Source organism: Corallococcus sp. EGB, assembly GCF_019968905.1.
In the GTDB taxonomy this organism is placed as follows: Bacteria; Myxococcota; Myxococcia; order Myxococcales; family Myxococcaceae; genus Corallococcus.
Map to the genome: position 1 here is coordinate 6,518,203 of NZ_CP079946.1, position 22,058 is coordinate 6,540,260.

General features: G+C 71.6%; 18 protein-coding genes. 7 read left to right on the plus strand and 11 right to left on the minus strand.

Annotated features, from left to right (window positions below; all coding sequences use genetic code 11):
- Positions 1-63: 63 nt before the first annotated feature.
- From KYK13_RS26650 to KYK13_RS26670, 5 genes are all read right to left on the minus strand, one after another.
- A complete protein-coding gene (locus KYK13_RS26650) occupies positions 64-957 on the minus strand; it encodes a protein-glutamate O-methyltransferase CheR (RefSeq protein ID WP_223634985.1) in 894 nt (297 codons plus the stop codon).
- 4 nt (positions 958-961) lie between these two features.
- Positions 962-1,516, minus strand: a complete 555-nt coding sequence (locus tag KYK13_RS26655) for a chemotaxis protein CheW (protein ID WP_223634988.1) — start codon at positions 1,514-1,516, stop codon at positions 962-964.
- A gap of 17 nt (positions 1,517-1,533) precedes the next feature.
- A complete protein-coding gene (locus KYK13_RS26660) occupies positions 1,534-3,222 on the minus strand; it encodes a methyl-accepting chemotaxis protein (RefSeq protein WP_223634991.1) in 1,689 nt (562 codons plus the stop codon).
- Between the two features lie 27 nt (positions 3,223-3,249).
- The gene (locus KYK13_RS26665; protein WP_223634993.1) at positions 3,250-4,941 is read right to left on the minus strand and encodes a chemotaxis protein CheA; all 1,692 of its coding nucleotides are present in this window, start codon (positions 4,939-4,941) and stop codon (positions 3,250-3,252) included.
- Between the two features lie 801 nt (positions 4,942-5,742).
- Positions 5,743-6,141 carry a cupin domain-containing protein gene (locus tag KYK13_RS26670; protein WP_223634994.1) on the minus strand — a complete coding sequence of 133 codons (399 nt, stop codon included), beginning with the start codon at positions 6,139-6,141 and terminating at the stop codon, positions 5,743-5,745.
- A 172-nt stretch (positions 6,142-6,313) separates the two neighbouring features.
- On the opposite strand from KYK13_RS26670, the gene KYK13_RS26675 reads away from it, so the two are divergent.
- A complete protein-coding gene (locus KYK13_RS26675) occupies positions 6,314-7,381 on the plus strand; it encodes a hypothetical protein (protein ID WP_223634996.1) in 1,068 nt (355 codons plus the stop codon).
- A gap of 2 nt (positions 7,382-7,383) precedes the next feature.
- Here KYK13_RS26675 and dusA read toward each other — a convergent pair whose 3' ends face one another.
- Positions 7,384-8,385, minus strand: a complete 1,002-nt coding sequence (gene dusA, locus KYK13_RS26680) for a tRNA dihydrouridine(20/20a) synthase DusA (protein ID WP_223634998.1) — start codon at positions 8,383-8,385, stop codon at positions 7,384-7,386.
- A gap of 114 nt (positions 8,386-8,499) precedes the next feature.
- On the opposite strand from dusA, the gene KYK13_RS26685 reads away from it, so the two are divergent.
- Positions 8,500-9,027 (plus strand): hypothetical protein, encoded by a 528-nt coding sequence (locus KYK13_RS26685; RefSeq protein ID WP_223635000.1) that lies wholly within the window; start codon positions 8,500-8,502, stop codon positions 9,025-9,027.
- On the opposite strand, the gene KYK13_RS26690 is transcribed toward KYK13_RS26685, so the two are convergent.
- The 3 genes from KYK13_RS26690 to KYK13_RS26700 all read right to left on the minus strand — a co-directional run bounded on the left by KYK13_RS26690 (position 9,011) and on the right by KYK13_RS26700 (position 12,474).
- Entirely contained in the window at positions 9,011-9,577 is a 567-nt protein-coding gene (locus KYK13_RS26690; RefSeq protein WP_223635002.1) for a hypothetical protein, read from the minus strand. The genes KYK13_RS26685 and KYK13_RS26690 overlap by 17 nt on opposite strands.
- A gap of 50 nt (positions 9,578-9,627) precedes the next feature.
- Positions 9,628-10,599 (minus strand): squalene/phytoene synthase family protein, encoded by a 972-nt coding sequence (locus tag KYK13_RS26695; RefSeq protein WP_223635004.1) that lies wholly within the window; start codon positions 10,597-10,599, stop codon positions 9,628-9,630.
- 144 nt (positions 10,600-10,743) lie between these two features.
- A complete protein-coding gene (locus KYK13_RS26700) occupies positions 10,744-12,474 on the minus strand; it encodes a dipeptidase (RefSeq protein WP_223635006.1) in 1,731 nt (576 codons plus the stop codon).
- 234 nt (positions 12,475-12,708) lie between these two features.
- Between KYK13_RS26700 and KYK13_RS26705 the strand changes: the two genes are divergently transcribed.
- Entirely contained in the window at positions 12,709-12,864 is a 156-nt protein-coding gene (locus KYK13_RS26705) for a hypothetical protein (RefSeq protein WP_223635009.1), read from the plus strand.
- Between the two features lie 27 nt (positions 12,865-12,891).
- Here the strand turns inward: KYK13_RS26705 and acs are convergent, their stop codons facing one another.
- On the minus strand, positions 12,892-14,844 hold the full coding sequence (gene acs, locus KYK13_RS26710) for an acetate--CoA ligase (protein ID WP_223635012.1): 1,953 nt from the start codon (positions 14,842-14,844) through the stop codon (positions 12,892-12,894).
- A gap of 63 nt (positions 14,845-14,907) precedes the next feature.
- Complete coding sequence (locus tag KYK13_RS26715; protein ID WP_223635015.1) at positions 14,908-15,390, minus strand: hypothetical protein; 483 nt, start codon at positions 15,388-15,390, stop codon at positions 14,908-14,910.
- A 73-nt stretch (positions 15,391-15,463) separates the two neighbouring features.
- Here KYK13_RS26715 and KYK13_RS26720 point away from each other — a divergent pair, with 73 nt between their 5' ends.
- The 4 genes from KYK13_RS26720 to KYK13_RS26735 all read left to right on the plus strand — a co-directional run bounded on the left by KYK13_RS26720 (position 15,464) and on the right by KYK13_RS26735 (position 22,058).
- The gene (locus KYK13_RS26720; protein WP_223635018.1) at positions 15,464-15,886 is read left to right on the plus strand and encodes an NUDIX hydrolase; all 423 of its coding nucleotides are present in this window, start codon (positions 15,464-15,466) and stop codon (positions 15,884-15,886) included.
- Between the two features lie 20 nt (positions 15,887-15,906).
- Complete coding sequence (locus tag KYK13_RS26725; protein ID WP_223635021.1) at positions 15,907-17,331, plus strand: RIP metalloprotease; 1,425 nt, start codon at positions 15,907-15,909, stop codon at positions 17,329-17,331.
- A gap of 163 nt (positions 17,332-17,494) precedes the next feature.
- Positions 17,495-21,292, plus strand: a complete 3,798-nt coding sequence (locus KYK13_RS26730; protein ID WP_223635024.1) for an ATP-binding protein — start codon at positions 17,495-17,497, stop codon at positions 21,290-21,292.
- 85 nt (positions 21,293-21,377) lie between these two features.
- Complete coding sequence (locus KYK13_RS26735) at positions 21,378-22,058, plus strand: hypothetical protein (protein ID WP_223635027.1); 681 nt, start codon at positions 21,378-21,380, stop codon at positions 22,056-22,058.

Below are 22,058 nucleotides of genomic sequence, written 5' to 3' on the forward strand. Positions count from 1 at the left end.
GTCCTCGCAACAACAGACAGCGCCGGGCACCTGCTTTCCAGAAATGGAAAGCGGCGCGGGCCGCTATTCGCGTGACGGGAGCGGAGGCCCCGGGCGCGGCGTGTACACGTTGGCGCTCACGGAGCGCGCCGCCGCGGTGATGCCAATCAGGCTCTCCGCGTGCCCCAGGAAGAGGTAGCCCGTCTCTGGCAGCCTCGACAGCAGCCCCTGGATGACGCGCGCCCGCGCCTCCGCGCCGAAGTAGATGAGGACGTTGCGGCAGAAGATGATGTCGAACGCCCCCATCGGCCAGGTGGCCGGCGCGTGCAGGTTCGCCCGGGCGAAGCGCATGAAGGGCCGCAGCTCCGGGCCCGCCATCATCTGCCCCTCCTGGCTGCGCACGCCCCGCAGCATGTACTTGCGCAGCAGCGCCTGCGGAATGGTCCGGGCCCGCTCCATGCTCCAGACGCCCTCCTCCGCGCGCTTCACCGCCCAGGTGGACAGGTCCGTGGCGACGACCTCCAGGTTCCAGCCGGAGCCCCTGGGGAACGCCTCCAGCAGCTCCATGGCCAGCGAGTACGGCTCCTCACCCGTGGAGCACCCGGCGCTCCAGACGCGGATGTCGTGGGGCCGCCGCCCCTGCGCCGCCTGGGCCGCCCACTGCGGGAAGATGTGCTCGCGCAGCAGGTCGAAGTGCCGGGGCTCGCGGAAGAAGGACGTCTCGTGCGTGCAGAGGCTGTCGAGCATCCGCACCTTCTCCGCCTCGTTCCCTCGCGCGGTGACGTACGCATGGTACGCGGCGAAGGACGGCAGCCCCAGCTCCCGCAGCCGCCGCGCCAGCCGGTTCGCCACCAGCGCGTTCTTCGCGGATGACAGGTGGATGCCGGCCTCCGCCTCCACCAGGGCCTGGAACAACGCCAGCTCCGAGCGCGACAACGCCGGAGGCAGCGCGGACGGCCAGAGCGGGTCCCCGCTCATCCCCTCACCCGCTGCCCGACGCTTCCGGAGCCGGCGACACCGCGGGCGGCGGCTCGGGAGACGTGGGCTCTTCCGTGGCGGCCGTCAGCCGGAGCAGCTCCTCCAGCGACAGGAGCCGGTCCAGGTCCAACAGCAGGATGAACGCGTCGTTGTGGCGGCCCATCCCCCGGAGGAACTCCAGCCGCACGCGCGTGCCGAAGGCGGGGGGCGGTTCGATGTCCCCGGGGCCCAGCTCCAGCACCTCGCGCACGGTGTCCGTGAGCAGCCCCAGCACCGTCTGCTGCCCGTCGAGCGCCACCTCCACGATGACGAAGCAGGACCAGCGGGTGATGGGCCGGGGCGGCTGCCCGAACTTCACCGCCAGGTCCACGACGGGCACCACGCTGCCGCGCAGGTTGATGACACCCTGCACGGCCGCGGGCATCCCCGGCACGCGCGTGACGGGGCGGTATTCGATGATCTCCCGCACGCGCAGGAGGCCCACGGCGTACTCCTCGTCCGCGAGCATGAAGCTCAGGTAGCTGGACGTGCCGCCGCCCGGTTCAGTGGAATCACTCATGGTTCGCGTGCCTCCCCCTAGAACCGCTGGAAGTCATGGGGAGCCGGCGGCTCCGCGCCGTTCTGGAGCCGGGCCAGCGCCCCGTTCGAGGACGTGGGGAGCGGTCCCTGCGCCGCCGCCTGGAGGCCCCGGACGGGCGAGGCCGGGAGCCGGGAGGCCGGAGCGCGCGGCGCGGTGGGGTTGTTGAAGCCGTGGCCCTCCACCAGCCGGAAGAAGTTCATCATCTGCAGGAGCGACTCGGCCTGGGTGGCCATCTCCTCCGCGGTGGAGGACAGCTCCTCGGCGGCGGAAGCGTTGCGCTGGGTGACCCCATCCACCTGCGTCATGGCGCGGGTCATCTGCGAGACGCCGATGGACTGCTCGCGCGAGGCGTTGGCCACCTGCTGCACCAGCTCCGACGTGCGGCGGATGGAGGGCACCAGCTCCGTCAGGAGCTGTCCGCTGCGCTCGGCGACCTTCACGCTGGAGGTGGCCAGGCTGCCGATCTCCTTCGCGGCCTTCTGGCTGCGCTCCGCCAGCTTGCGCACCTCCGTGGCGACGACGGAGAAGCCCCGGCCGTGCTCGCCCGCGCGCGCGGCCTCCACTGCGGCGTTCAGCGCGAGCAGGTTCGTCTGGTAGGCGATCTCCTCCACGATGGAGATGCGCTCCGCGATGGCGTTCATCGCCTCCACCGTCTCCTTCACCGCGCTCCCGCTCTCCTCCGCGTCCCGGGCGCCCTTGAGCGCCATCTGCTCCATCTCCCGGCTGTTCTCCGAGTTCTGGCGGATGCTGACGTTGAGCTGCTCCAGGCTGGCGGTGGTCTCCTCCACGGAGGCGGCCTGCGAGCTGGTGCCCTGCGACAGGCTCTGCGCGGCGGACGCCACCTGGAGCGACGCGGAGGACAGCGAGCCCGAGGCGCCGCGCACCTCGCTGATGACGCCCGACAGCCGGTGGATCATGTCCCGCATGCTGCCCATCATCCGGCCCGTCTCATCCGTGCCCCGGACGGTGATGTGGGCCGTGAGGTCGCCCGCCGTCACCTGCGACGTCACCTGCACGGCCTCGGTGAGCGGCTGCACGATGCTGCGGGTGAGGAAGACGGACATCAGCGCCGCGAGCACCACGCTCAGGACACCGCCGCTGACGAGCAGCTTGTAGAGGTCCTCCGTCATGGCCGCGGTGCGGGCGGTGCGCTCATTCAGGAGGGCCTCCTCGTCGTTTCCCAGCCGGGTGAGCAGCGAACGGATGCGGTCCGCGGTCTGCTTGCCGCTCGCGGACTGCTCCACCGCGATGAGCGCGGACAGCTCGCTCCGGCCCGCGGTGACCTCACGGCGCTGGGCGATGAGCGGCTCCAGGTGCTGGGTGATCCACTGCTGCATCAGGTCGCGGATCTCCTGCTGGCGCTCCTGCTGGCGGTGGTCGCGCTGGGTGAGCTGGCGGACGGTGTCCATGTTCTGCGACACGCTCAGCCGGGCGACGTTGTAGGGCTCCAGGAACTTGTCATCGCCGGTGATGATGAAGCCGCGCTGTCCCGTCTCCAGGTCGGCCATGTCTCCCTCCAGGGAGCGCAAGGCGATCATCACCTTGTGGCTCTCGGTGTCGCCCTCGGCGGACGCGGAGACCTTGGTGAGGGTCGAATACACCACCACCACCAGGCTGATGATGATGGCGACCATCGCGCTGAAGGCGAGCGCCAGCTTCGCGGTGATGCTCAGGTTGTTGAACATGGTGACTCCGATGCTGCGACGGATGATTCAGGGCGCCCGGGGGGCGGAAGAGGGGACTTCCTGCGGAGCGGTGGGAGCGGGCGCGGCGGCAGAGGCCTGGAGGATGGCCCTGCGCACCAGCGCGGGCGTGTCCAGGAGGAGCGCCACCCGGCCGTCGCCCAGGATGGTGGAGCCGGAGATGCCGGGGACGCCCTGGAAGAGGCGCCCCAGGGGCCGGATGACCCGCTGACCATCGCCCTGGAGTTCGTCCACCGCCAGCCCGATGACGCCGTCCGGATGCTTGAGGACGACGACGTTCTCCCGGGCCGGCGAGTCCCCGCCCAGGGAGAACACCTGGCGCAGCCGCAGGTACGGCAGGGGCTGACCTCGCAGGGACAGGACGCCGGAGGCCTCTGCCGTGCGCTCGCCGCCGGGGACCTCCATGCACTCCTGCACGCTTTCAATGGGGACGACGTACACCTGGTCCCCCACGCCCATGGCGAAGCCCTGGATGACCGCGAGCGTGAGCGGCAGCCGCAGGGTCAGCGTGGTGCCCTGCCCCTCCTGGCTCTGGATGGCCACGGTGCCGCGCAGGGCCTCGATGTCCCGGCGCACCACGTCCATGCCCACGCCGCGGCCGGACAGCTCCGTGACCTCGGTGGCGGTGGTGAAGCCGGGCTCGAAGATGAGGCGCAAGAGCTCGTCGTCGCGCAGCCGCTCGGGCGCCGCGACCAGCCCCTTCTGCCGCGCGCGCTCGCGCACCCGCTCGCGCTGGATGCCCCGGCCGTCGTCGGACAGCTCCACCACGACGCTGCCTGCGTCATGGTAGGCCCGGAGCCGCAGGCGGCCCCGGGGATCCTTGCCCGCGGCGCGACGCTCGTCCGGCGACTCGATGCCGTGGTCCAGCGCGTTGCGCAGGAGGTGGAGCAGCGGGTCGCGCAGCGCGTCCAGCACCGCGGTGTCCAGCGTGGCGTCCTCGCCCTCCAGCTCCAGTTGGGCCAGCTTCTGCTGGGAGCGGGCCAGCTCGCGCACGGTGCGCAGGTGCTGACGGAACAGCGGCCCCACCGGGACCATCCGCGCCCGCATCACCTCTTCCTGGAGCGACTCGAAGAGCGAATCCATCTCCCGCTGCTGGGTGAGGGCGTCCTCCCAGCGCGCGCCGGACTCCTCCGCGCGCGCCAGGAACTGCGCCATCCGCCCGCGCGCCACGGACAGCTCCGCGGTGAGGGTGACGATGCGGTCCAGGCGCTCCAGGTCCATGCGCGCGCGGGACCGCGCGGTGCTCCGGGACTCCGGCGCGCGCGGCAGGCCGGTGGGAGAGGCCAGCGCCTTCGTGGGGGCCCCCGCGACGATGCCCTCCCGCAGCCGGGAGAGGTGGGCCTGATGCACCAAGCCCAGCGAGTCCACGCCCGAAAGCGACGCCCGGCACAGCTCCCGGAGGTGATCCACCGCCCCGAGCAGCAGCGACACCCGCTTCTCATCCAGGACGAGGTCCCCGTGGAGCAGGGCCTGGAGGAGGTCCTCCACGCCGTGCGTGTAGTCCGTCACGGCCTGGAAGCCGAGCGACGCCGCCGCTCCCTTCAGCGTGTGGGCCCCGCGAAGGACGTCCGGGAGCAGCGCTTCCGAGGGAGACACCTCGAGCGCGAGGAGGTGCTCCTCCATGGCGGAGACCAACCCCTCCGCCTCGTCCGCGAAGACGGCCAGCACCTTCTGCCATTCCGCTGCGGTCTCCGACGGCATGTCACCTGGGATCGTCATCACGTGCCGCCCCGGGGGCGCAGCGACATCGGCGGACGTAGGGACACGGAGGGAGGCGCTCTCGAGGGCACGTGCTCGCGCGCCATGCCCTGCTTGTTGTCAGGTGTTGCCATGAAGGTGGGCCGACCCCCACGACGAGAAATATTTCAACCATTCAACAATAACAAACCCAGCCACACTCAACAAGGTTACGGATGATTTCACGCAGCCTGTTTCAAGACGGGGCAAAATGCCCCGCATTGAGCCACGGCGTCACAGGTCAGGCGACACCCGTTCCCTCTGAAACGTGTCTCGCCTGTCTCGATTTACATGTTTCAATCCCATCCACATCCAACACAGTGCGTCTCGTACGTTCGTACAAGTCATTTCACTCGCACACTGGGGTGATGCGGACTCCCTGGCACGTGCGCGACGCCGCCTCGAGCGGAGGGCGGATAGACAGAGGGGCCACATCCCCGGCGTCCTCGCGGTGGGAGGCGGCATCGCAGGGCGGACGGCGCGACCTGCCGGGCGAGCACGGAGAGCGCCATCGCGCTCATCGACGCGGACACCTGGCACCGCTTCCTACCTCCCGCAGCCGGACAGGCCCTGCGTCCGCCTGGGGGCGCCGGAGCTGTTCTCCCAGAAGCTGGACCTCGACGAGGCCGACGCGAGCCTCCAATTCCTCTCATCCCGTGAAGACCGGCGGTCTGGCCAGTGCGACCGCGCCGGAGCTCCAGCGGCGGCCGCGGGCCATGCCGCGCACCTCTGGGCATCCGCTGATCCGCGCGCCCCGCCTCAGGGCTACTGGAGCGGCGGCTGCTCCGGCTCCCCCCTGCCCATCACGGTCCGGGCGTAGTCCTCCGCGCCCGTGAAGTCGACGACGCGGCAGGGCTCATCCCCCACGACCCAGGCGTCATGCCCCGACGGAATGAAGGCGATGTCGCCGGGCTCCAGGTCCAGCTCCTGGCCGTCGCGCATCTGGATGTGCATCCGCCCGGACAGGACGTTGAGGGTGTGGACCACCTCGCAGCTCTCCGTGCCGGCGAGGGGCTTCACGTGCTTCGACCACTGCCAGCCCGGCTCGAAGTAGCCCCTGCCGATGCTGAGCGCTCCCAGGTTCAGGATTGAAGCCTCTCCGTGCGACACGAAGGGCCGGCGCTCGTCCGCCTCGTTGGCCTTCTTGATGATGGCGCGTGCCATGGTGCCGTCCCTCCCGGCGGATGGGTTCCACGGGCAATCTGGGCGTCCCCCCCGCTGGAGGAAAGGGTTCAGCCCGGACGCGGGAGGTGGACCGGAGCACGGGCTGTAGCGCCCGTCCCCACCTCCGTACCTTCGTGCCGCCGAAGCGACCCGGTCCCGAGGGAATCGAGCCATGCGCCTACCGTCGCGCCCTGCCCTGTGGGCATGTCTGGTCATCGCGCAGGGCTGCCGTACGCATCACGAGCCGCCTCCCGCGCCTCCGCCCGCGCCCCCCACCGTCACCGCCCGGCCGAGCCACCTGGCGAACTCCAACGCCATCGAGTTCGAGTTCGGCCGGCCCGAGGCCACCGCCTGCAACTGTTTCGCCGGCGGCTGCGACACGCCGCAAGCGGGCGCATGCGCCACGCCACGCTTTGACACGTACGTGCTGGCGCTGACGTGGGCCCCCACCTTCTGCCGCAGCCATCCGGACAAGGAGGAGTGCGAGCACCTGGAAGGCACCTTCGGCGCGACGCACCTCACCCTCCACGGCCTGTGGCCGCAGTTCAACGACGAGCAGGCGCGGCAGCTGCACTGCACCTATCCGGCGTACTGCGGCGGGCTCTGTGAGTGCCAGGACAGCGACGCCCCCCCGGGGTGCTTCCCCGACCCCGCCGCGATTCCGCACGCCATGGGCACCTACGGCCCGGGCTTCGTCACGGACAACTTCTTCCTCGCGAACCATGAGTGGCCCAAGCACGGCAGCTGCACGGGGATGGATGCGCGGAACTATTTCCAGAGCACCCTCGACGCGCTGCTGTCATTGCCGGGCGAGCGGGGGACGCCCGCCGCGATTGGAGGCAACGTCGGCGGGAGCGTGGCGCTGGAGGAGCTTCGGGCCTCGTTCGGCCGGGACGACGGCGTGGTCTTCAGCTGCGACCCGGACTGCAACCTGACGGCGGTGGGCGTCTGCCTTTCGGTGGATGACCAGCTGCGCCCCGCGGCGCTCATGGCGTGTCCGCGCAACGTCATCACGACCAACGCCAACGACTGCGCGAGCAATGCCGCCCACCCCCGCTGCCCCACCGTGAACATCCAGGCCGCGATGCCCTTCGACAGCGGCGGGGGCGGAGGCGGTCCGTCCTCCCTCTGCGGGCAGCCGGGCCATGGGCCCGCGTGCACGAATGATCAGCTCTGCCAGGACCAGGGCTGGGTGCGCTGCGCACGCACCGGGTGCTGCACCACCGTGCCCAAGCGCTGAAGTCAGGCCACGGCCTGGAGGTCCGCGTCGCGCGGCACCTTCGCGGCGGCAACGCGCACCACCTCCGGGCTCGCGCCGTCCTTGTGCGCGTTCTCGCTCAGGTGCCGGCGCCAGGCGCGCGCGCCGGGCAGCCCCTGGAAGAGGCCCAGCATGTGCCGGGTGATGGCGCCCAGCGGCGCCCCCTGGCTCATCTGCGCTTCGATGTACGGCAGCATCGCGTCCACCACCTCGTGGCGCGTGAGGGGCGGCTGCGTGCTCCCGAAGAAGCGCCGGTCCGCGTCCGCCAGGAGGTAGGGGGATTCATAGGGCGCGCGGCCCATCATCACGCCGTCCACGCGGCCCAGGTGCTCGGCCGCCGCGTCCAGCGTCTTGATGCCGCCGTTGAGGGTGATGTCCAGGTGCGGGAACTCGGCCTTGAGCCGGTGCACCAGCTCGTAGCGCAGGGGCGGCACGTCCCGGTTCTCCTTGGGGGACAGGCCCTGCAGCCACGCCTTGCGCGCGTGCACGATGAAGCGCGTGCAGCCCGCCGCGGAGACGCGCTTCACGAAGTCCTCCAGCGTGGGCCACTCCTCCATGTCGTCGATGGCGATGCGCGACTTCACCGTCACCGGGATGCGCACCGCCTCCCGCATGGCGGCCACGCCGCGCGCCACCAGGTCCGGCTCCGCCATCAGGCACGCGCCGAAGCGGCCGGACTGCACGCGGTCGCTGGGGCAGCCCACGTTGAGGTTGATCTCGTCGTAGCCCCACTCCTCGCCAATGCGCGCGGAGGCGGCCAGGTCCGCGGGCTCCGAGCCGCCCAGCTGGAGGGCCACCGGGTGCTCGGCGGGTGAGAAGCCCAGCAGGCGGTCGCGCTTGCCGTGCAGCACCGCGCCCGTGGTCACCATCTCCGTGTAGAGCAGCGTGTGGCGGGAGATGAGGCGGAAGAAGTACCGGCAGTGCCGGTCCGTCCAGTCCATCATCGGCGCGATACACAGCGGCATGGGGTAGGCCAGGGCAGTCATCGCCCTACCCATATCCGGACTCCCGCCGTCCGCCCAGGGTCTCCCGAGGCCCCCTCTGGAGGCAGGCGGGTGGCCGAGCCCCGGCAGGCAACGCCGGCCCTATGCTCTTGGGCCATGGCCCCTGCCCCACCCTGGCTTCCCGCTGTCCAGAACAACGCGGAGTGGTGCGACACCGTCTGCCGCGCCCATGGCCATCCGGGCCGGTTCGAGCAGGGCCTGTGGCTCAACCCCGCGCCGGAGTCCTCTTCGGAGGTGGCGTGGCGCACGGTGGGGACTCCGGAGGAGCTGGAGGCTTGGGAGGCGGCCTGGAGCGGCCAGCCCGAGGGAGCCCGACCCTCGCGCGTCTTCCCCCCTGCGCTCCTCCAGGACGAGGGCGTCGTCTTCCTCGCCGCGGGAGATGGGAAGCGGCTCGTGGCCGGTGGCATCGCGTTCTTCGGCGCGGACGTCATCGGCCTGTCGAATACGTTCCGCGTCGAAGGCGCGCCCGCGTGCCTGGACGCGGAGTTGCTCGCGCGGCTCCGGGCGCACTTCCCGGGGCGGCCCGTCGTCGGCTACGAGCGCGGCGAGGCGCTCGACACCTGGCGGGCGCTGGGCTTCGAGGCGGGAGGACCGCTGCGGGTGTGGCTCAGAAGGGAGGGCTGAGCACCACGCCCTGCTCCTCCAGCCACGCGTCCACCAGCCGCTGGCCTGCGTCCGTCAGCGTGAAGCCCAGCCCGGCCCACTGCTGGCCGTTGAGCATCACCACCTGCCCCAGCGCGCGGGCGAAGGCCACCTCTGGCGCGGCGCGCTTGAGCAGCGCGCCCGCGTAGTGGTGCAGGAACAGGTCGAAGTTCTTCGCGAAGTCCGGGTGCCCGGGCAGCGAGTCGCTGCGCGTGTCCCCCGTCATGTCGTACGCCTGGATGAGCGCGCCGAAGCCCAGCACGTCCAGGAGGAACGCCTGCATCCGGTCCTTGCCCCGCACCCGGCCGGGCAACCACCGCTCAGGCCCCGCGGGCGTCTGGAATGTCCACAGCCCGCGCTGACGCGTCGCAGCGAACGGCGGCCCCCCCGCGACGCCCTTCCGCTCCTGCTGGAGCGCCCGGCGCTGCACCCGCAGGGGCGAGGACTCCGAACGCGCGGGGAAATAGACGATGACCGCCGGGGCCGAGCGGGCGCAGTTCATGGAGTCGACTCCAGGGGGGAACACCTTCATGGGAATTATCCCGCCCCGCCGCCGTGGAGTTGCTTCCCGGACAACGCTTTTCAGGGGCCGCCCGGCATGGGCCCCGCGAGCGCCTCCACCGACTCCGGGAGTGTGCCCCGCTCGAGCGCGGCGTGAAGGGTGGTGAGCTGGGCCGCCACCACCGCGCGCGACACCTTGGCGCCCGCGCCGTCGCGCACCAGCAGCTCCAGGGTTGCCTGCGCCAGCATCAGCGGCAGCGCGGTGAAGGCGAGCATGTCCCGGGGCGCCCCCGCCAGGAACAGCGCGCGCACATAGCGCGCGGCGGCGATGAGGTCCTGGCCCGCGAGCTGCTCCACGTCCTGGAGCTGCACGCCGTCCGGGAGCCACACGCGCCCCTCCTTCCGGTCCTGCCGCGCGTCCTTGAGGATGTTGACCAGCTGGAGCGCCTCGCCGAACAGCGGCGCCAGCGAGCGCAGGTTCGGCGAGTACGGCGCGAGGCGCGCGTCCAGGACGAACAGCTCCGTGAGCAGCTCGCCCACCAGTCCCGCCACGATGTAGCAATAGTCACGCAGGGACTGGAGCGACCCGAGCTTCACCAGGCCGGTGTCCGACGCGCCCGCCAGCACCTGCCCCATGCCCTGCACCGTCTTGAGCACGAAGTGGCGCAGGATGGCGCCGGCCTCCGGGCGCAGCGCGTCCAGGCTCGCCAGCAGCTCGGGGGTGCGCGCGAGCAGATCCAGATAGCCCGCGTTCTCGCTGGGACGGCGCGAAAGCCACTCGCGGGACAGCGCCCCGGCGTCCACGCCCGGCGTCTCCTGGAGCAGCGCCGCGAAGCCGGCCAGCGCGTCGCGGCGTTCGTCGCGCGTCCAGGGGGCGGCGTCCTCCAGCGTGTCCGCGACGCGCAGGAGCAGGTAGCCCAGCCCCACCTCGCGGCGCAGCGGCTCGTCGAGCAGCGGGATGGCCAGCGCGAACGTGCGGCTGGTCCGCTCGAGGAAGTCCGCCAGTTCGTCATCCCGGAACGGCAGCGCCATTTCGGTGGGGGCGTCACTCAAGGAACCGTCCTCCGGGAACGGGCGCGCACTCTCCCGCCCGGGGCTCTCACTGCCACAAGCCATCCACCGACACACGCGAGAACGTGCGGGCCCGGCGCACGGAGTCCCACCAGCGGACACCGCGCGCCGGGAATTCCCGAGGCTTCAGGGCGCCGGAGCGACCGTGGGCTTCGGGGCCAGCTGCGCGGGGGCGGCGGGCTGGGCCGGCGCGGCGGGGACCGGGGCCGCCGCGGGGGCCGCGGGCTTCGGCTCCGGCGGCTCACGCGACTCCAGCATCTTGCCGTTGTCCGCGGCGATGCGGCGGTACCAGGAGTCCGGGTAGCGCGGGTGGCCCACCTTGCCCGTGGCGTCGCGCACGTTGCCGTCGATGTACTTCACGAGCAGCTGCTCCCCCAGCTTGCGCCAGCGCGAGTGCACCTTGTCGCCCTGCTGCATGGAGTACTCGGTGAGGTACTGGCGGGCCTGCTCCGGCGTCCGCTTGTAGAGCACCTGCGCGATGCTCTCCACGTTGGACTGATCCGCGAGGAACTGGCCCTCCAGGTCGCCCTGGGCCTTCTGAACGTCCACGATCATGTCGCTCCAGCGCCCGTAGGCCTGGTTCGACACCCAGTTGAAGACCCAGAAGGACGAATCCCAGGAGAACTCGCCGCGGCTGGCCACCCCTTGCGCGAAGTTCTTCGGCACCTGCCGGATGCCCGCGTACATGGGCGTGTAGACGGTGGTGAAGGTGTCATCCACGCCGAACCAGAGCACGCCGCCAATGGCGTCCGGCAGCGTCGAGCGCATCTGCGCGACGAAGGAGAAGCCCGTCTGCTGCGTGGAGATGGCGCGCTCGTGGACGTAGCTCTTGCCGTCCACGTCCCACGTCATGGGGCGCCAGCGGTAGGGCACCGCGTAGGGCCCCGCGCCCACGTCCTTGGACATGTCCAGCGGCGTGCCCTCGAAGTGGTCGCGCATGAGGGCCATGGCGTCCTGCACGGACACCTTCTTGTCCGGCTTGACCCACAGCGGCAGCCGCTTGGTGAGGTCCGCGCCGTCCGCGTACTCCACGCCCAGCTTCAGGGACGGGGCTGCGCGGCGGAAGATGCTCCACACGCGCGCCTCGCTGAAGCGCTGCCCGCCGAAGTCCAGCGGGTGGTACGTGTCCGCGAAGCTGAAGTCCTTGTCCGCGCCCGAGTACCAGCCCTTCGCGCGCGCGAAGGAGATGACGTCCGGCGAGTACAGCGTGGTGGCGCTGTCGTTGAGCGGGAACTGGCGGATGCGCGACTGGTTGGCGTGCGCGGAGATGTAGCCGTCCGGCAGCTTGCGGGCCACCCACACCGCGCCCTTCTGCCCCTCGCCCTTGCCGATCATCTCCAGGATCCACGCCTCCTTCGGGTCGGCGATGGAGAACGTCTCACCGGTGGACGCGTAGCCGTACTGGGCGACCAGGTCCGTCATCACCTGGATGGCCTCGCGCGCCGTCTTCGCGCGCTCCAGCGCGATGTAGATGAGCGAGCCGTAATCGATGATGCCCGCGGGGCCCTCCAGCTCCTTGCGGCCCGTGAAGGTGGACTCGCTGATGGACAGCTGGTGCTCGTTCATGTTGCCCACCACCGAATAGGTGGAGGCCGGCTGCGGGATGCGGCCCAGGAACTTGCCCGAGTCCCACTCCACGACGTCGCGCATGGCGCCCGCCGCGTGGCGGCGCGCGGGCGTGTAATACAGCTCACCGTACAGCTCGTGCGCGTCCGCCGCGTAGGTGATGAACGTGGAGCCATCCGTCGTGGCGCCCTTGGTCACCAGCATGCTGGTGCAGGCGTCCGCGACGACGGGGGCCACGAGCACCGCCGTCAGCGGCAGCGCGGTGAGGAGGGTCGAGGGGAGTCGGTTCATGGCGGCGCAATCTAGCAGGACCGTCGCCCGCTGCCCGCCCGGGCAGGTTGCCCGGCCGTCCGGTCCCCGGGCCCGAAGCCCTGCCACAGGCACCATGCGTGAAGCCGATGGCCCGCGAACGCCGCGCTACTTCCCGGCCCCCCCGCGCGATGGCCCCCGCCGCGCGGGGACGCTAGGGTTGCGCTTTGCCTGCCCGGGGCCTTCCGACCCCCGGGCGTCCCTTGGGAGGTAGACGTGACGGAGATCGTGGTGGGCCTGGTGGTGTTCTTCGTCCTCACGGTCGTGCTGGGCCCCGCCCTCTGGAGCTCCCGCATCTGGTGGAGCAAGGCGGACCGCGCGCAGATGAAGGACAAGTACGGCCGCCCCACCAAGGACCCGAAGGACGCTTGAGGGAGCGGCCGCTGGAGTACCCGGAGGCTACTCGTCGCCCTGGCGCAGCGCCGCCAGCACGTTGAGGTCCTCCAGGGTGGAGGTGTCCTGCGTGGACTGCTTGTCCGCGGCCACGTCGCGCAGGAGCCGGCGCATGATCTTCCCGGAGCGCGTCTTGGGCAGCCCTTCCGCGAAGCGGATCACATCCGGCCGCGCGATGGCGCCAATCTCCTTGCCCACGTGCGTGGCCAGCTCCTTCTTGAGCGCGTCCGAGGGAGCGTTGCCCTGCTTGAGCGTCACGAACGCCACGAGCGCCGTGCCCTTCAGGTCATCCGGGCGGCCCACCACGGCGGCCTCGGAGACCTTCGGGTGCGCCACGAGCGCGCTCTCCACCTCCGCGGTGCCCAGGCGGTGGCCCGCCACGTTCACCACGTCGTCCACGCGCCCCAGCAGCCACACGTAGCCGTCCTTGTCCGTGCGGGCGCCGTCACCGGTGAAGTACATGCCGGGCAGCTCGCTGAAGTACGTGCTCACGTAGCGCTCCGGATCCCCGTACACGGTGCGCAGCATGGACGGCCAGGGCCGGGTCACGAAGAGCAGCCCGCCCTGCCCCTTCGCCACGCGCTTGCCGTCGCGGTCCAGGATCTCCGCGTGGATGCCGGGCAGCGGGAAGGTGGCCGAGCCGGGCTTGGTGGGCGTGGCGCCGGGCAGCGGGGAGATCATGATGCTGCCCGTCTCCGTCTGCCACCACGTGTCCACGACGGGGCACCGCCCACCGCCGATGACGTCGCGGTACCACATCCACGCCTCGGGGTTGATGGGCTCGCCCACGCTGCCCAACAGCCGCAGCGAGGACAGGTCGTGCTTCTTCACCGGCGCATCGCCCAGGCGCATGAAGGCGCGGATGGCGGTGGGCGCGGTGTAGAGGATGGTGGCCTTGTAGCGCTCGATGATGTCCCAGAAGCGGTCCGGCCCCGGCTGCGTGGGCGCGCCCTCGTAGATGATGGTGCTGACGCCGTTCATCAGCGGGCCGTAGACGACGTAGGTGTGGCCCGTCACCCAGCCCACGTCCGCGGTGCACCAGTAGACGTCGTCGTCGCGCAGGTCGAACACCCAGCGCGTGGTGAGCGACGCGTTCACCGCGTAGCCGGCCGTGGTGTGCAGCACGCCCTTGGGCTTCCCGGTGGAGCCGGACGTGTAGAGGATGAACAGCGGGTGCTCGCTCTCCACCCACTCCGGCTCGCAGACGTCGGACTGGCCCTTCACCAGCGCGTCCCACGCCACGAACTTCGGGCCTTCGGGCAGCCGGCCGTCGCCGGTGCGGGTGAGGACGACGACCTTCTCGATGCTGGGGGCGTTCGGGAGCGCGGCCTCCACGTTATTCATCAGCGGCACCACCGCGCCCTTGCGCCAGCCGCCGTCCGCGGTGAGCAGCACCTTCGCGCCCGCGTCCTTCATGCGGTCCTGGAGCGCCTCCGCGGAGAAGCCGCCGAACACCACCGAGTGCACCGCGCCCAGCCGCGCGCACGCCAGCATCGCGACGGCGGCCTCCGGCACCATGGGCAGGTAGATGCCCACGCGGTCACCCTTCTTCACACCCAGCGACTTGAGGCCGTTGGCCAGCCGGTTCACCTGCCGGGACAGCTCGCCATAGGTGAGGACGCGGCGGTCGCCCGGCTCGCCCTCGAAGAGGATGGCGGGCTTGTCCTTCAACTTCGGCAGGTGCCGGTCCAGGCAGTTGTAGGCGAGGTTGGTCTTCCCCTCGACGAACCAGCGCGCGTGGGGCGGCTTCCAGTCCAGCACCGTCTGGAAGGGCTCCTTCCAGTAGAGCTCCTCGCGGGCGCGGGCGCCCCAGTACGTGTCCGGATCCTTCGCGGCTTCGTCCCACAGCCGCTGGTAGTCCTGCATGCTGCGGATGTGGGCCCGCCGGGAGAAGTCCTCGGACGGGGGGAAGACGCGGGACTCGGTCAGGAGCGAGTCGATTCCCTGCGGGGCGGACATGGGCGTCCCTCCAGATGGTGCGTGGGAACAGCCCTCCTGTTGTAGGAAGCCCCTCTGGCTATCTCAAGGGTTCCCTTCGCAGCGGGTGTTCCCCTGAACGCCGTCGAAGCGGAACCACAGCTCGCAGGTGCAGCCGGGGTTGTTCCTGGCGTCATACGCGAGCCGCAGTTGTCCACTGAACTCCGTGGAGCACAGCGTCGTCGCGTCCAGGTGCACGCGGACCTGGTCGAGCAGGCACTCGTTCGTCCCGTCGACGGTGGTGCTGACGTTGGCCACGCTGCCGTCGGCGGTGAAGGCCTCATCGTCCTCCAGGAAGTAGCCGATGAGCTGCATGTTCTCCACGCCGAAGTCCGCGCGTACCACGCGTCCGGAGATCTGGAGGTTCAGCTGCAGGTTGCCCTCGAACTGTTCCAGGAGGCCGCAGTCGTCGCGCAGCGTCTCCGTGGGACGCAGCTCGTACTCGCCCTGGTTCTGGCTGTAGGGCAGGCAGCCTGTCAGGACGGAGGCCAGGACGACGGGGAGGCAGAGGCGTCGCAGGGTAGACACGGCACGCACCATCGCCCCTGGGAGGCATCCGGAACGGGCGCTCGCCCGGGGGCTTTGGGTAGAGTGCGACGCCATGCCTGAATACCGCAACCCCAAACCCACCGTGGACTGCATCATCGAGTTGTCCGGAGAGCGCATCGTGCTCATCCGCCGCGCGAACCCGCCCGTGGGCTGGGCGCTGCCGGGCGGCTTCGTGGACGAGGGCGAGCCCCTGGACAAGGCGGCCATCCGCGAGGCCAAGGAGGAGACGGGGCTGGACGTCGAGCTGACGGAGCAGTTCTTCACCTACTCGGATCCGAAGCGGGATCCGCGCCAGCACACCCTGTCGACGGTGTTCATCGCGAAGGCGACGGGCGAGCCGGTCGGCGCGGACGACGCGGCGGAGGCGAAGACGTTCTCCGTGGACGCGCTGCCCAAGGACCTGTGCTTCGACCACGGGACCATCCTGTCCGACTACCTGACGTACAAGCGCACGGGGAAGCGCCGCAAGCTGTAGGCGCACGCGGACGACCACGGATGCACTACCTCTTCGTCCTGCTGGCGCTCGGAGCGCTGCTCATCGTCCACGAGCTGGGGCACCTGGTGGCCGCGCGCCTGTTGGGCGTGCGGGTGCCGCGCTTCACCGTGGGCATCGGGCCGCCGCTCCTGTCGTTCCGGCTGGGCGGGACGCAGTTCGTGCTGGGCGCGGTGCCGCTGGGCGCGTCCGCGAACCTGCAGGGGATGAACCCGCACCGCTCCGCGGAGGAGGACACGTCCGGGTTCGGCACGCTGGGGCCGCTCAAGCGGATGGCCATCATCCTGGCGGGGCCGCTGGCGAACTACGCCGTCGCGCTGGGGCTGCTCTTCGCGCTGTATTCGTCGGGGACGCACGTGGTGGTGCCGCTGACGGTGGGCACGGTGGTGCCGGGTTCGGAGGCGGCGCGCGCGCAGCTGCTCCCCGGCGACAAGCTGGTGGCGGTGGACGGCAAGCCGCTGGCGAGCTGGTCGGACTTCGTCGCGCGGGTGGCGGACGGCGTGGGCGGGCAGCTGGAGCTGTCCGTGGACCGCTACGGCGAGCCGCGCAAGGTGACGGTGCGGCCCCGGGCGGACGAGCGCGGCGCGGGGCGCATCGGCGTGAGCCAGCAGTACGTCTTCCGCACGCATGAGCCCGGCGAGGCCCTCACCCAGTCGCTGGTGCACACCCGGCGCGTGGCGACCGAGGCGCTGACCACGCTGCTGGCGATGGTGCGCGGGCCGGAGGTCGCGGGCAAGGCCGGGCCGGGCGCGCTGATGCGCCAGGAGTCCTCCGACGTCGCGTCGTCCACGGCGTCCGGGCTGGATGCGCTGGTGCGCGCGCTGGTCGCGGCCTCCGTGGCGCTGGCGATGCTGACGCTGGTGCCGGTGCCAGGGCTGGATGGGGGCCGGGTGCTGCTGCTCGCCATCGAGGCGGTGAGCGGACGGCGCATCCCGCCGCGCGTGGAGACGGTGGCGCAGACGGCCGGGTTCCTCTTCCTGTCCATTGGCATCGTGGCCACCGCGGGCGCGGAGATCGTCCGTGCGCTGCCGTCGTCCGCGACACCGCAGGCCCCGATGGCCGCCCCCGTCGCCACGTCGGCACCGGCGGCTCCGGACGCGGGCGTGCTCCGCTCGGCGGGCGTCGCGCAGGGAGCTCCGAAGCCGACGGCAGCCGCCGTGCCGCCGGTCCCGGATGCGGGAGTGCGCGTGGGCGTCGCTCCGGCGGTCGCGGCTCCGGATGCGGGCACGGACGCGACGGCCCGCGTCCCTCCCAGGCAGGACGCGGGCACGGCTGCCGCCGCACCGCCTCCGCATGCCGAGGACGCGGGCACTTCCATGGCTGCCAGCGTTCCCCAGGGACAGGATGCGGGCGCGCCCATGACCGCTGCCGCGCCCCCCGCACCCGATGCGGGCCTGCCCCGCGTCGTGACGCCCGCGCCTCCCTGAGGCATCCGCACGCCTGCCCCGCTGTCTTCCGTCCTGGAGGCGGAGCCCCACGCAATGGCGGATGCTGCACGGTTGCAATCAACCCCGTTGATTGCACGGCCATACGTGCGCCAATACAACCCAGGGTCACCTCCCATCGCGCACACCCTCCCCCGAGCCCCGAATGTCCCAGTCCCCCTCGCCGTCCATCCCCTCTTCCGAGGAGCGCCACTTCGCGGGAGGTGGCGAGATGGGCGAGCTGGTCCGCTCAATGGACTGGTCCCGCACGCCGCTGGGCCCGTCGCGCGACTGGCCCGTGAGCCTGAAGACGATGGTGGGCGTCGTCCTCCACAACCGGTTCCCCATGCTCATGTGGTGGGGCCCGGAGATGATCCAGGTCTACAACGACGCGTACCGGCCGGTGCTCGGCCACAAGCACCCCGGCTCCCTGGGCGCGCCGGGGGAGCAGGTCTGGTCGGAGATCTGGGACGTCGTCGGCCCCATGGCGCGCAGCGTGCTGGGCGGCGGCCCCGCCACCTGGAGCGAGAACCTGGAGCTGTTCCTCAACAGCCGCGGGTTCATCGAAGAGACGTTCCACACGTTCTCGTACAGCCCCATCCCGGACGAGCAGGGCGACGTGGGAGGCGTGCTCGTCACCGTGCGCGAGACGACGCAGCAGGTGCAGCACGAGCGGCAGCTGCGCATGCTGCGCGACCTGGCGGCCCGCTCCGCCGACGCGAAGTCCCCGGAGCAGGCGTGTCAGGCCAGCCTGGCCGTGCTCGCGGAGAACGACCTGGACCTGCCGTTCTCCCTGCTCTACCTGCTGGACGCGGACGGCGACACCGTCCACCTGGCGGGCGGCAGCCGGCTGCCCGACGCGGTCCTGGCCGCGCTGCCCGTGCGCCAGTCGCTGTCCGCCGGGGCCGGCACCGACTGGCCCTTCGCCGAGGCCGCGCTCACCGGCGACGCCGTCGTGGTGAAGGACGTGGGCGCGCGCCTCTCCGCCCTGCCCGGCGGCCGCTGGGGCACGCCGCCGTCGCTCGCCGTGGTGCGCGCGCTGACGCGGCCGGGACAGTCGCGGCCCGCCGGCTTCCTCGTGGGTGGCGTCAGCCCCCGGCGGCTCCTGGACGCCCCCTACCACGCCTTCTTCCAGGCCACCGCCGAGCACGTCGCGGCCACCGTCGCCAACGCGCGCGCCTATCAGGACGAGCGCCTGCGCGCGGAGGCGCTCGCCGCGCTCGACCGCGCGAAGACGGCCTTCTTCAGCAACATCAGCCACGAGTTGCGCACGCCGCTCACGCTCCTGCTGGGCCCCACCGAGGACGCCCTCGCCAGCCCCGAGCGCGCGCTCCAGGGCGACGCGCTGGAGACGGTGCACCGCAACGCCGTGCGCCTGCGCAAGCTGGTCAACACGCTGCTGGACTTCGCGCGCATCGAGGCCGGGCGCGTGCGCGCCGCCTACGAGCCCACCGACCTGGCCGCGCTCACCACCGGGCTCGCCAGCGCCTTCCGCTCCGCCATCGAGCGCGCGGGGCTGGTGCTCGAGGTGGACTGCCCGCCCCTGCCGGAGCCGGCGTGGGTGGACCACGAGATGTGGGAGAAGATCGTCCTCAACCTCGTCTCCAACGCGCTGAAGTTCACCTTCACCGGCACCATCACCGTGGCGCAGGCCGTGCGGGACGGGCACATCGAGCTGCGGGTCAGCGACACCGGCACCGGCATCCCCGCGCACGAGCTGCCCCGCCTCTTCGAGCGCTTCCACCGCGTCCACGGCGTCCGCGCGCGCTCGCACGAAGGGTCCGGCATCGGCCTGGCGCTGGTGCACGAGCTGGTGCGGCTGCACGGGGGAGCGCTCACCGTCGAGAGCGAGCTGGACCGCGGCACCACCTTCACCGTGCGCATCCCCACGGGCTTCGCGCACCTGCCGCCAGAGCACGTGACGGCCACGAAGAGCCAGCGTTCGCTGCCCGCGAGCGCGGACCCCTACGTGCGCGACGCCCTGGGCTGGCTGGCGAACGCCTCGCCCCGGCCGGGCGAGGGGGATGAAGCGTCGTCGCTCGACGCGGCCTCGCCGGGCATGGAGGAGCGCGCCCGCGTGCTGCTCGCGGACGACAACGCGGACATGCGCGAGTACGTGTGCCGGCTGCTGGGCGCCCACTGGACGGTGGAGGCGGTGGCGGATGGCGAGGCCGCGCTCCAGGCGGCGCGGGCCCGCCCCCCGGACCTCATCCTGTCCGACGTGATGATGCCCCGGCTGGACGGCTTCGCGCTGCTCCAGGCCCTGCGCGCCGACGAGCGCACCCGGACGGTGCCCGTCATCCTGCTGTCCGCCCGCGCGGGCGAGGAGGCCCAGGAGGAGGGGCTCGCCGCGGGCGCGGACGACTACCTGGTGAAGCCCTTCTCCACGCGCGACCTGCTCTCGCGCGTCACCGCGCAGCTCACCCGTTCCCGCCTGCGCAAGCTGGAGGCCGCGCACGGCGAGCGGATGGCGCGCATCTTCCAGCACGCGCCCGTGGGCATCGCCATCCTGCGGGGCCCGGACCACGTCTACGAGTTCGCCAACGAGAACTACCTCAAGCTCGTCGCGCACCGCGACCTGGCGGGCAAGCCCATCCGCGACGCCCTGCCGGACCTGGCCCACCAGGGCATCTACGAGCTGCTGGACGGCGTCTTCACGACGGGAGAGCCGTACATCGGGCGCTCCCTGCGCGTCGTCTTCAACGACGGCCCCGACCAGTCCGCGCGCGAGGTGTTCTTCGACTTCGTCTACCAGCCCATGAGCGACGCGAAGGGCCAGGTGGACAGCATCATCGTGGTCGTCTTCGACGTGACGGAGCTGGCCACCGCGCGGCGCGAGGCGGAGTCCGCAAACCGCGCCAAGGACGAGTTCCTCGCGATGCTCGGCCACGAGCTGCGCAACCCCCTGGCCCCCATCCTCACCGCGCTCCAGCTCATGCGCCTGCGCGGCGAGACGGCCGCGGAGCGCGAGCGCACGCTCATCGAGCGGCAGGTGACGCACCTGGTGCGCATGGTGGACGACCTGCTGGACGTCAGCCGCGTCACCCGGGGCAAGGTCACCCTCAAGCGCGAGCGAATCACGCTCGCCGACGTGCTGGCCAAGGCCATTGAGCAGGTCAGCCCGCTCATCGAGCAGCGCCAGCACACGCTGGAGGTGGACCTGCCCGAGCGCGGCACGGACCTGAACGGCGACCCCACGCGGCTGGCCCAGGTGTTCGCCAACCTGCTCACCAACGCCGCCAAGTACACGGAGCCGGGCGGCTTCCTCGCGGTGACGGGCACGCGCGAGGGCCGGGAGCTGGTCATCAGCGTGCGCGACACCGGCGTGGGCGTCGCGCCGGAGATATTGCCGCGCGTGTTCGACCTCTTCGTGCAGGAGCACCAGGCCCTGGACCGCTCCCAGGGCGGCCTGGGGCTGGGGCTCGCCATCGCGCGCAGCCTGGTGACGCTGCACGAAGGCACCATCAGCGCGCACAGCGCCGGCCGGGGCCGCGGCAGCACCTTCACGGTGCGGCTGCCCGCGCTGGAGGCGGAGGTCCCCGCCGCGCTGCCCCCACCGCAGCCCGGCGCGCACGTCCCCCAGGAGCCCGCCTCCGTGAGCGCGCGCGTGCTCATCGTGGACGACAACCGGGACGCCGCGGACGTGCTCTCCGAGTCGTTGGAGTTCCTGGGCTGCACGACGCATGTCGCCTACGACGGCCCCAGCGGCCTCGAGGCGGCGAAGGCCTTCCGCCCGGAGATCGCGCTCCTGGACATCGGCCTGCCGGTGATGGATGGCTACGAGCTGGCCCGGCTGCTGCGCCAGCAGGAGGATCCCCGCTCGCTCAAGCTGGTGGCGGTGACGGGGTATGGCCAGGAGTCGGACCGGCAGCGCTCCAGGGCCGCGGGCTTCGACGCGCACCTGGTGAAGCCGCTGCACTTCGAGACGCTGGAGACGCTGCTCAAGGAGCTGACGGGCGCCTGAAGAGCAGGCCGCCCGTCATCCAGGGGACGTCGCGTCCCACGAAGCCGGGCCGGGCGGCCGCGAAGGCCTTATGCTCCGGCCCGCCATGTCCACGCCTTCCACGCGCTCCGCCCCGGTGGCGGACGGCGGACTCTTCTGCGAGCTGTACTGGGGCACCTCCCTGGCGGAGGCCTGGAGCTACGGCCCTGAGCGGGGCCAGGTCCACGCCGCGCCGGACGAGGCAGCCCCCCTGCCCCTCTACGGCTTCACGCTGCCGGAGGAGCCATTCCTCCTGGCCGAGCGCACCCCGAAGGGCTGGCGCATCCACGTGCCGCCGTCCGCGCGCGTGGAGAAGAGCATCCAGGGCGCGGACTTCCACCCGGTGGGCCCGGAGGAGCTGACGGGCGCGCCGGGCCGCGCGGCGGTGGAGCTGCACGAGGGCACCACGCTGCGCCTCATGGAGGGCGAGCTGCGGCTGCTCGTGCAGCCGTCGGTGGTGAAGGAGCGCGCGGGCCGCTTCCGCGCGCGGGACGTGGCCTGGCTCATCACCGTGGCCATCCTCTTCCTGAGCGCGCCCATCGCCTTCCTCGCCATGGGGCCGAACCCGGCGCGCATCGCCGCGAACAACGCGCGAGCGCTGCAGGTGGCCCACGACAAGGAAGAGGCGCGGCGCAAGGCCCTGGGGTTGGATCAGCCGCTCAAGCCGCTGACGGAGGCCGAGCGCGCCGCGCAGCAGCAGGACGGCGGCGCACGCGTCACCGTCCCGGCGAGCTTCGGCGTGCGCTAG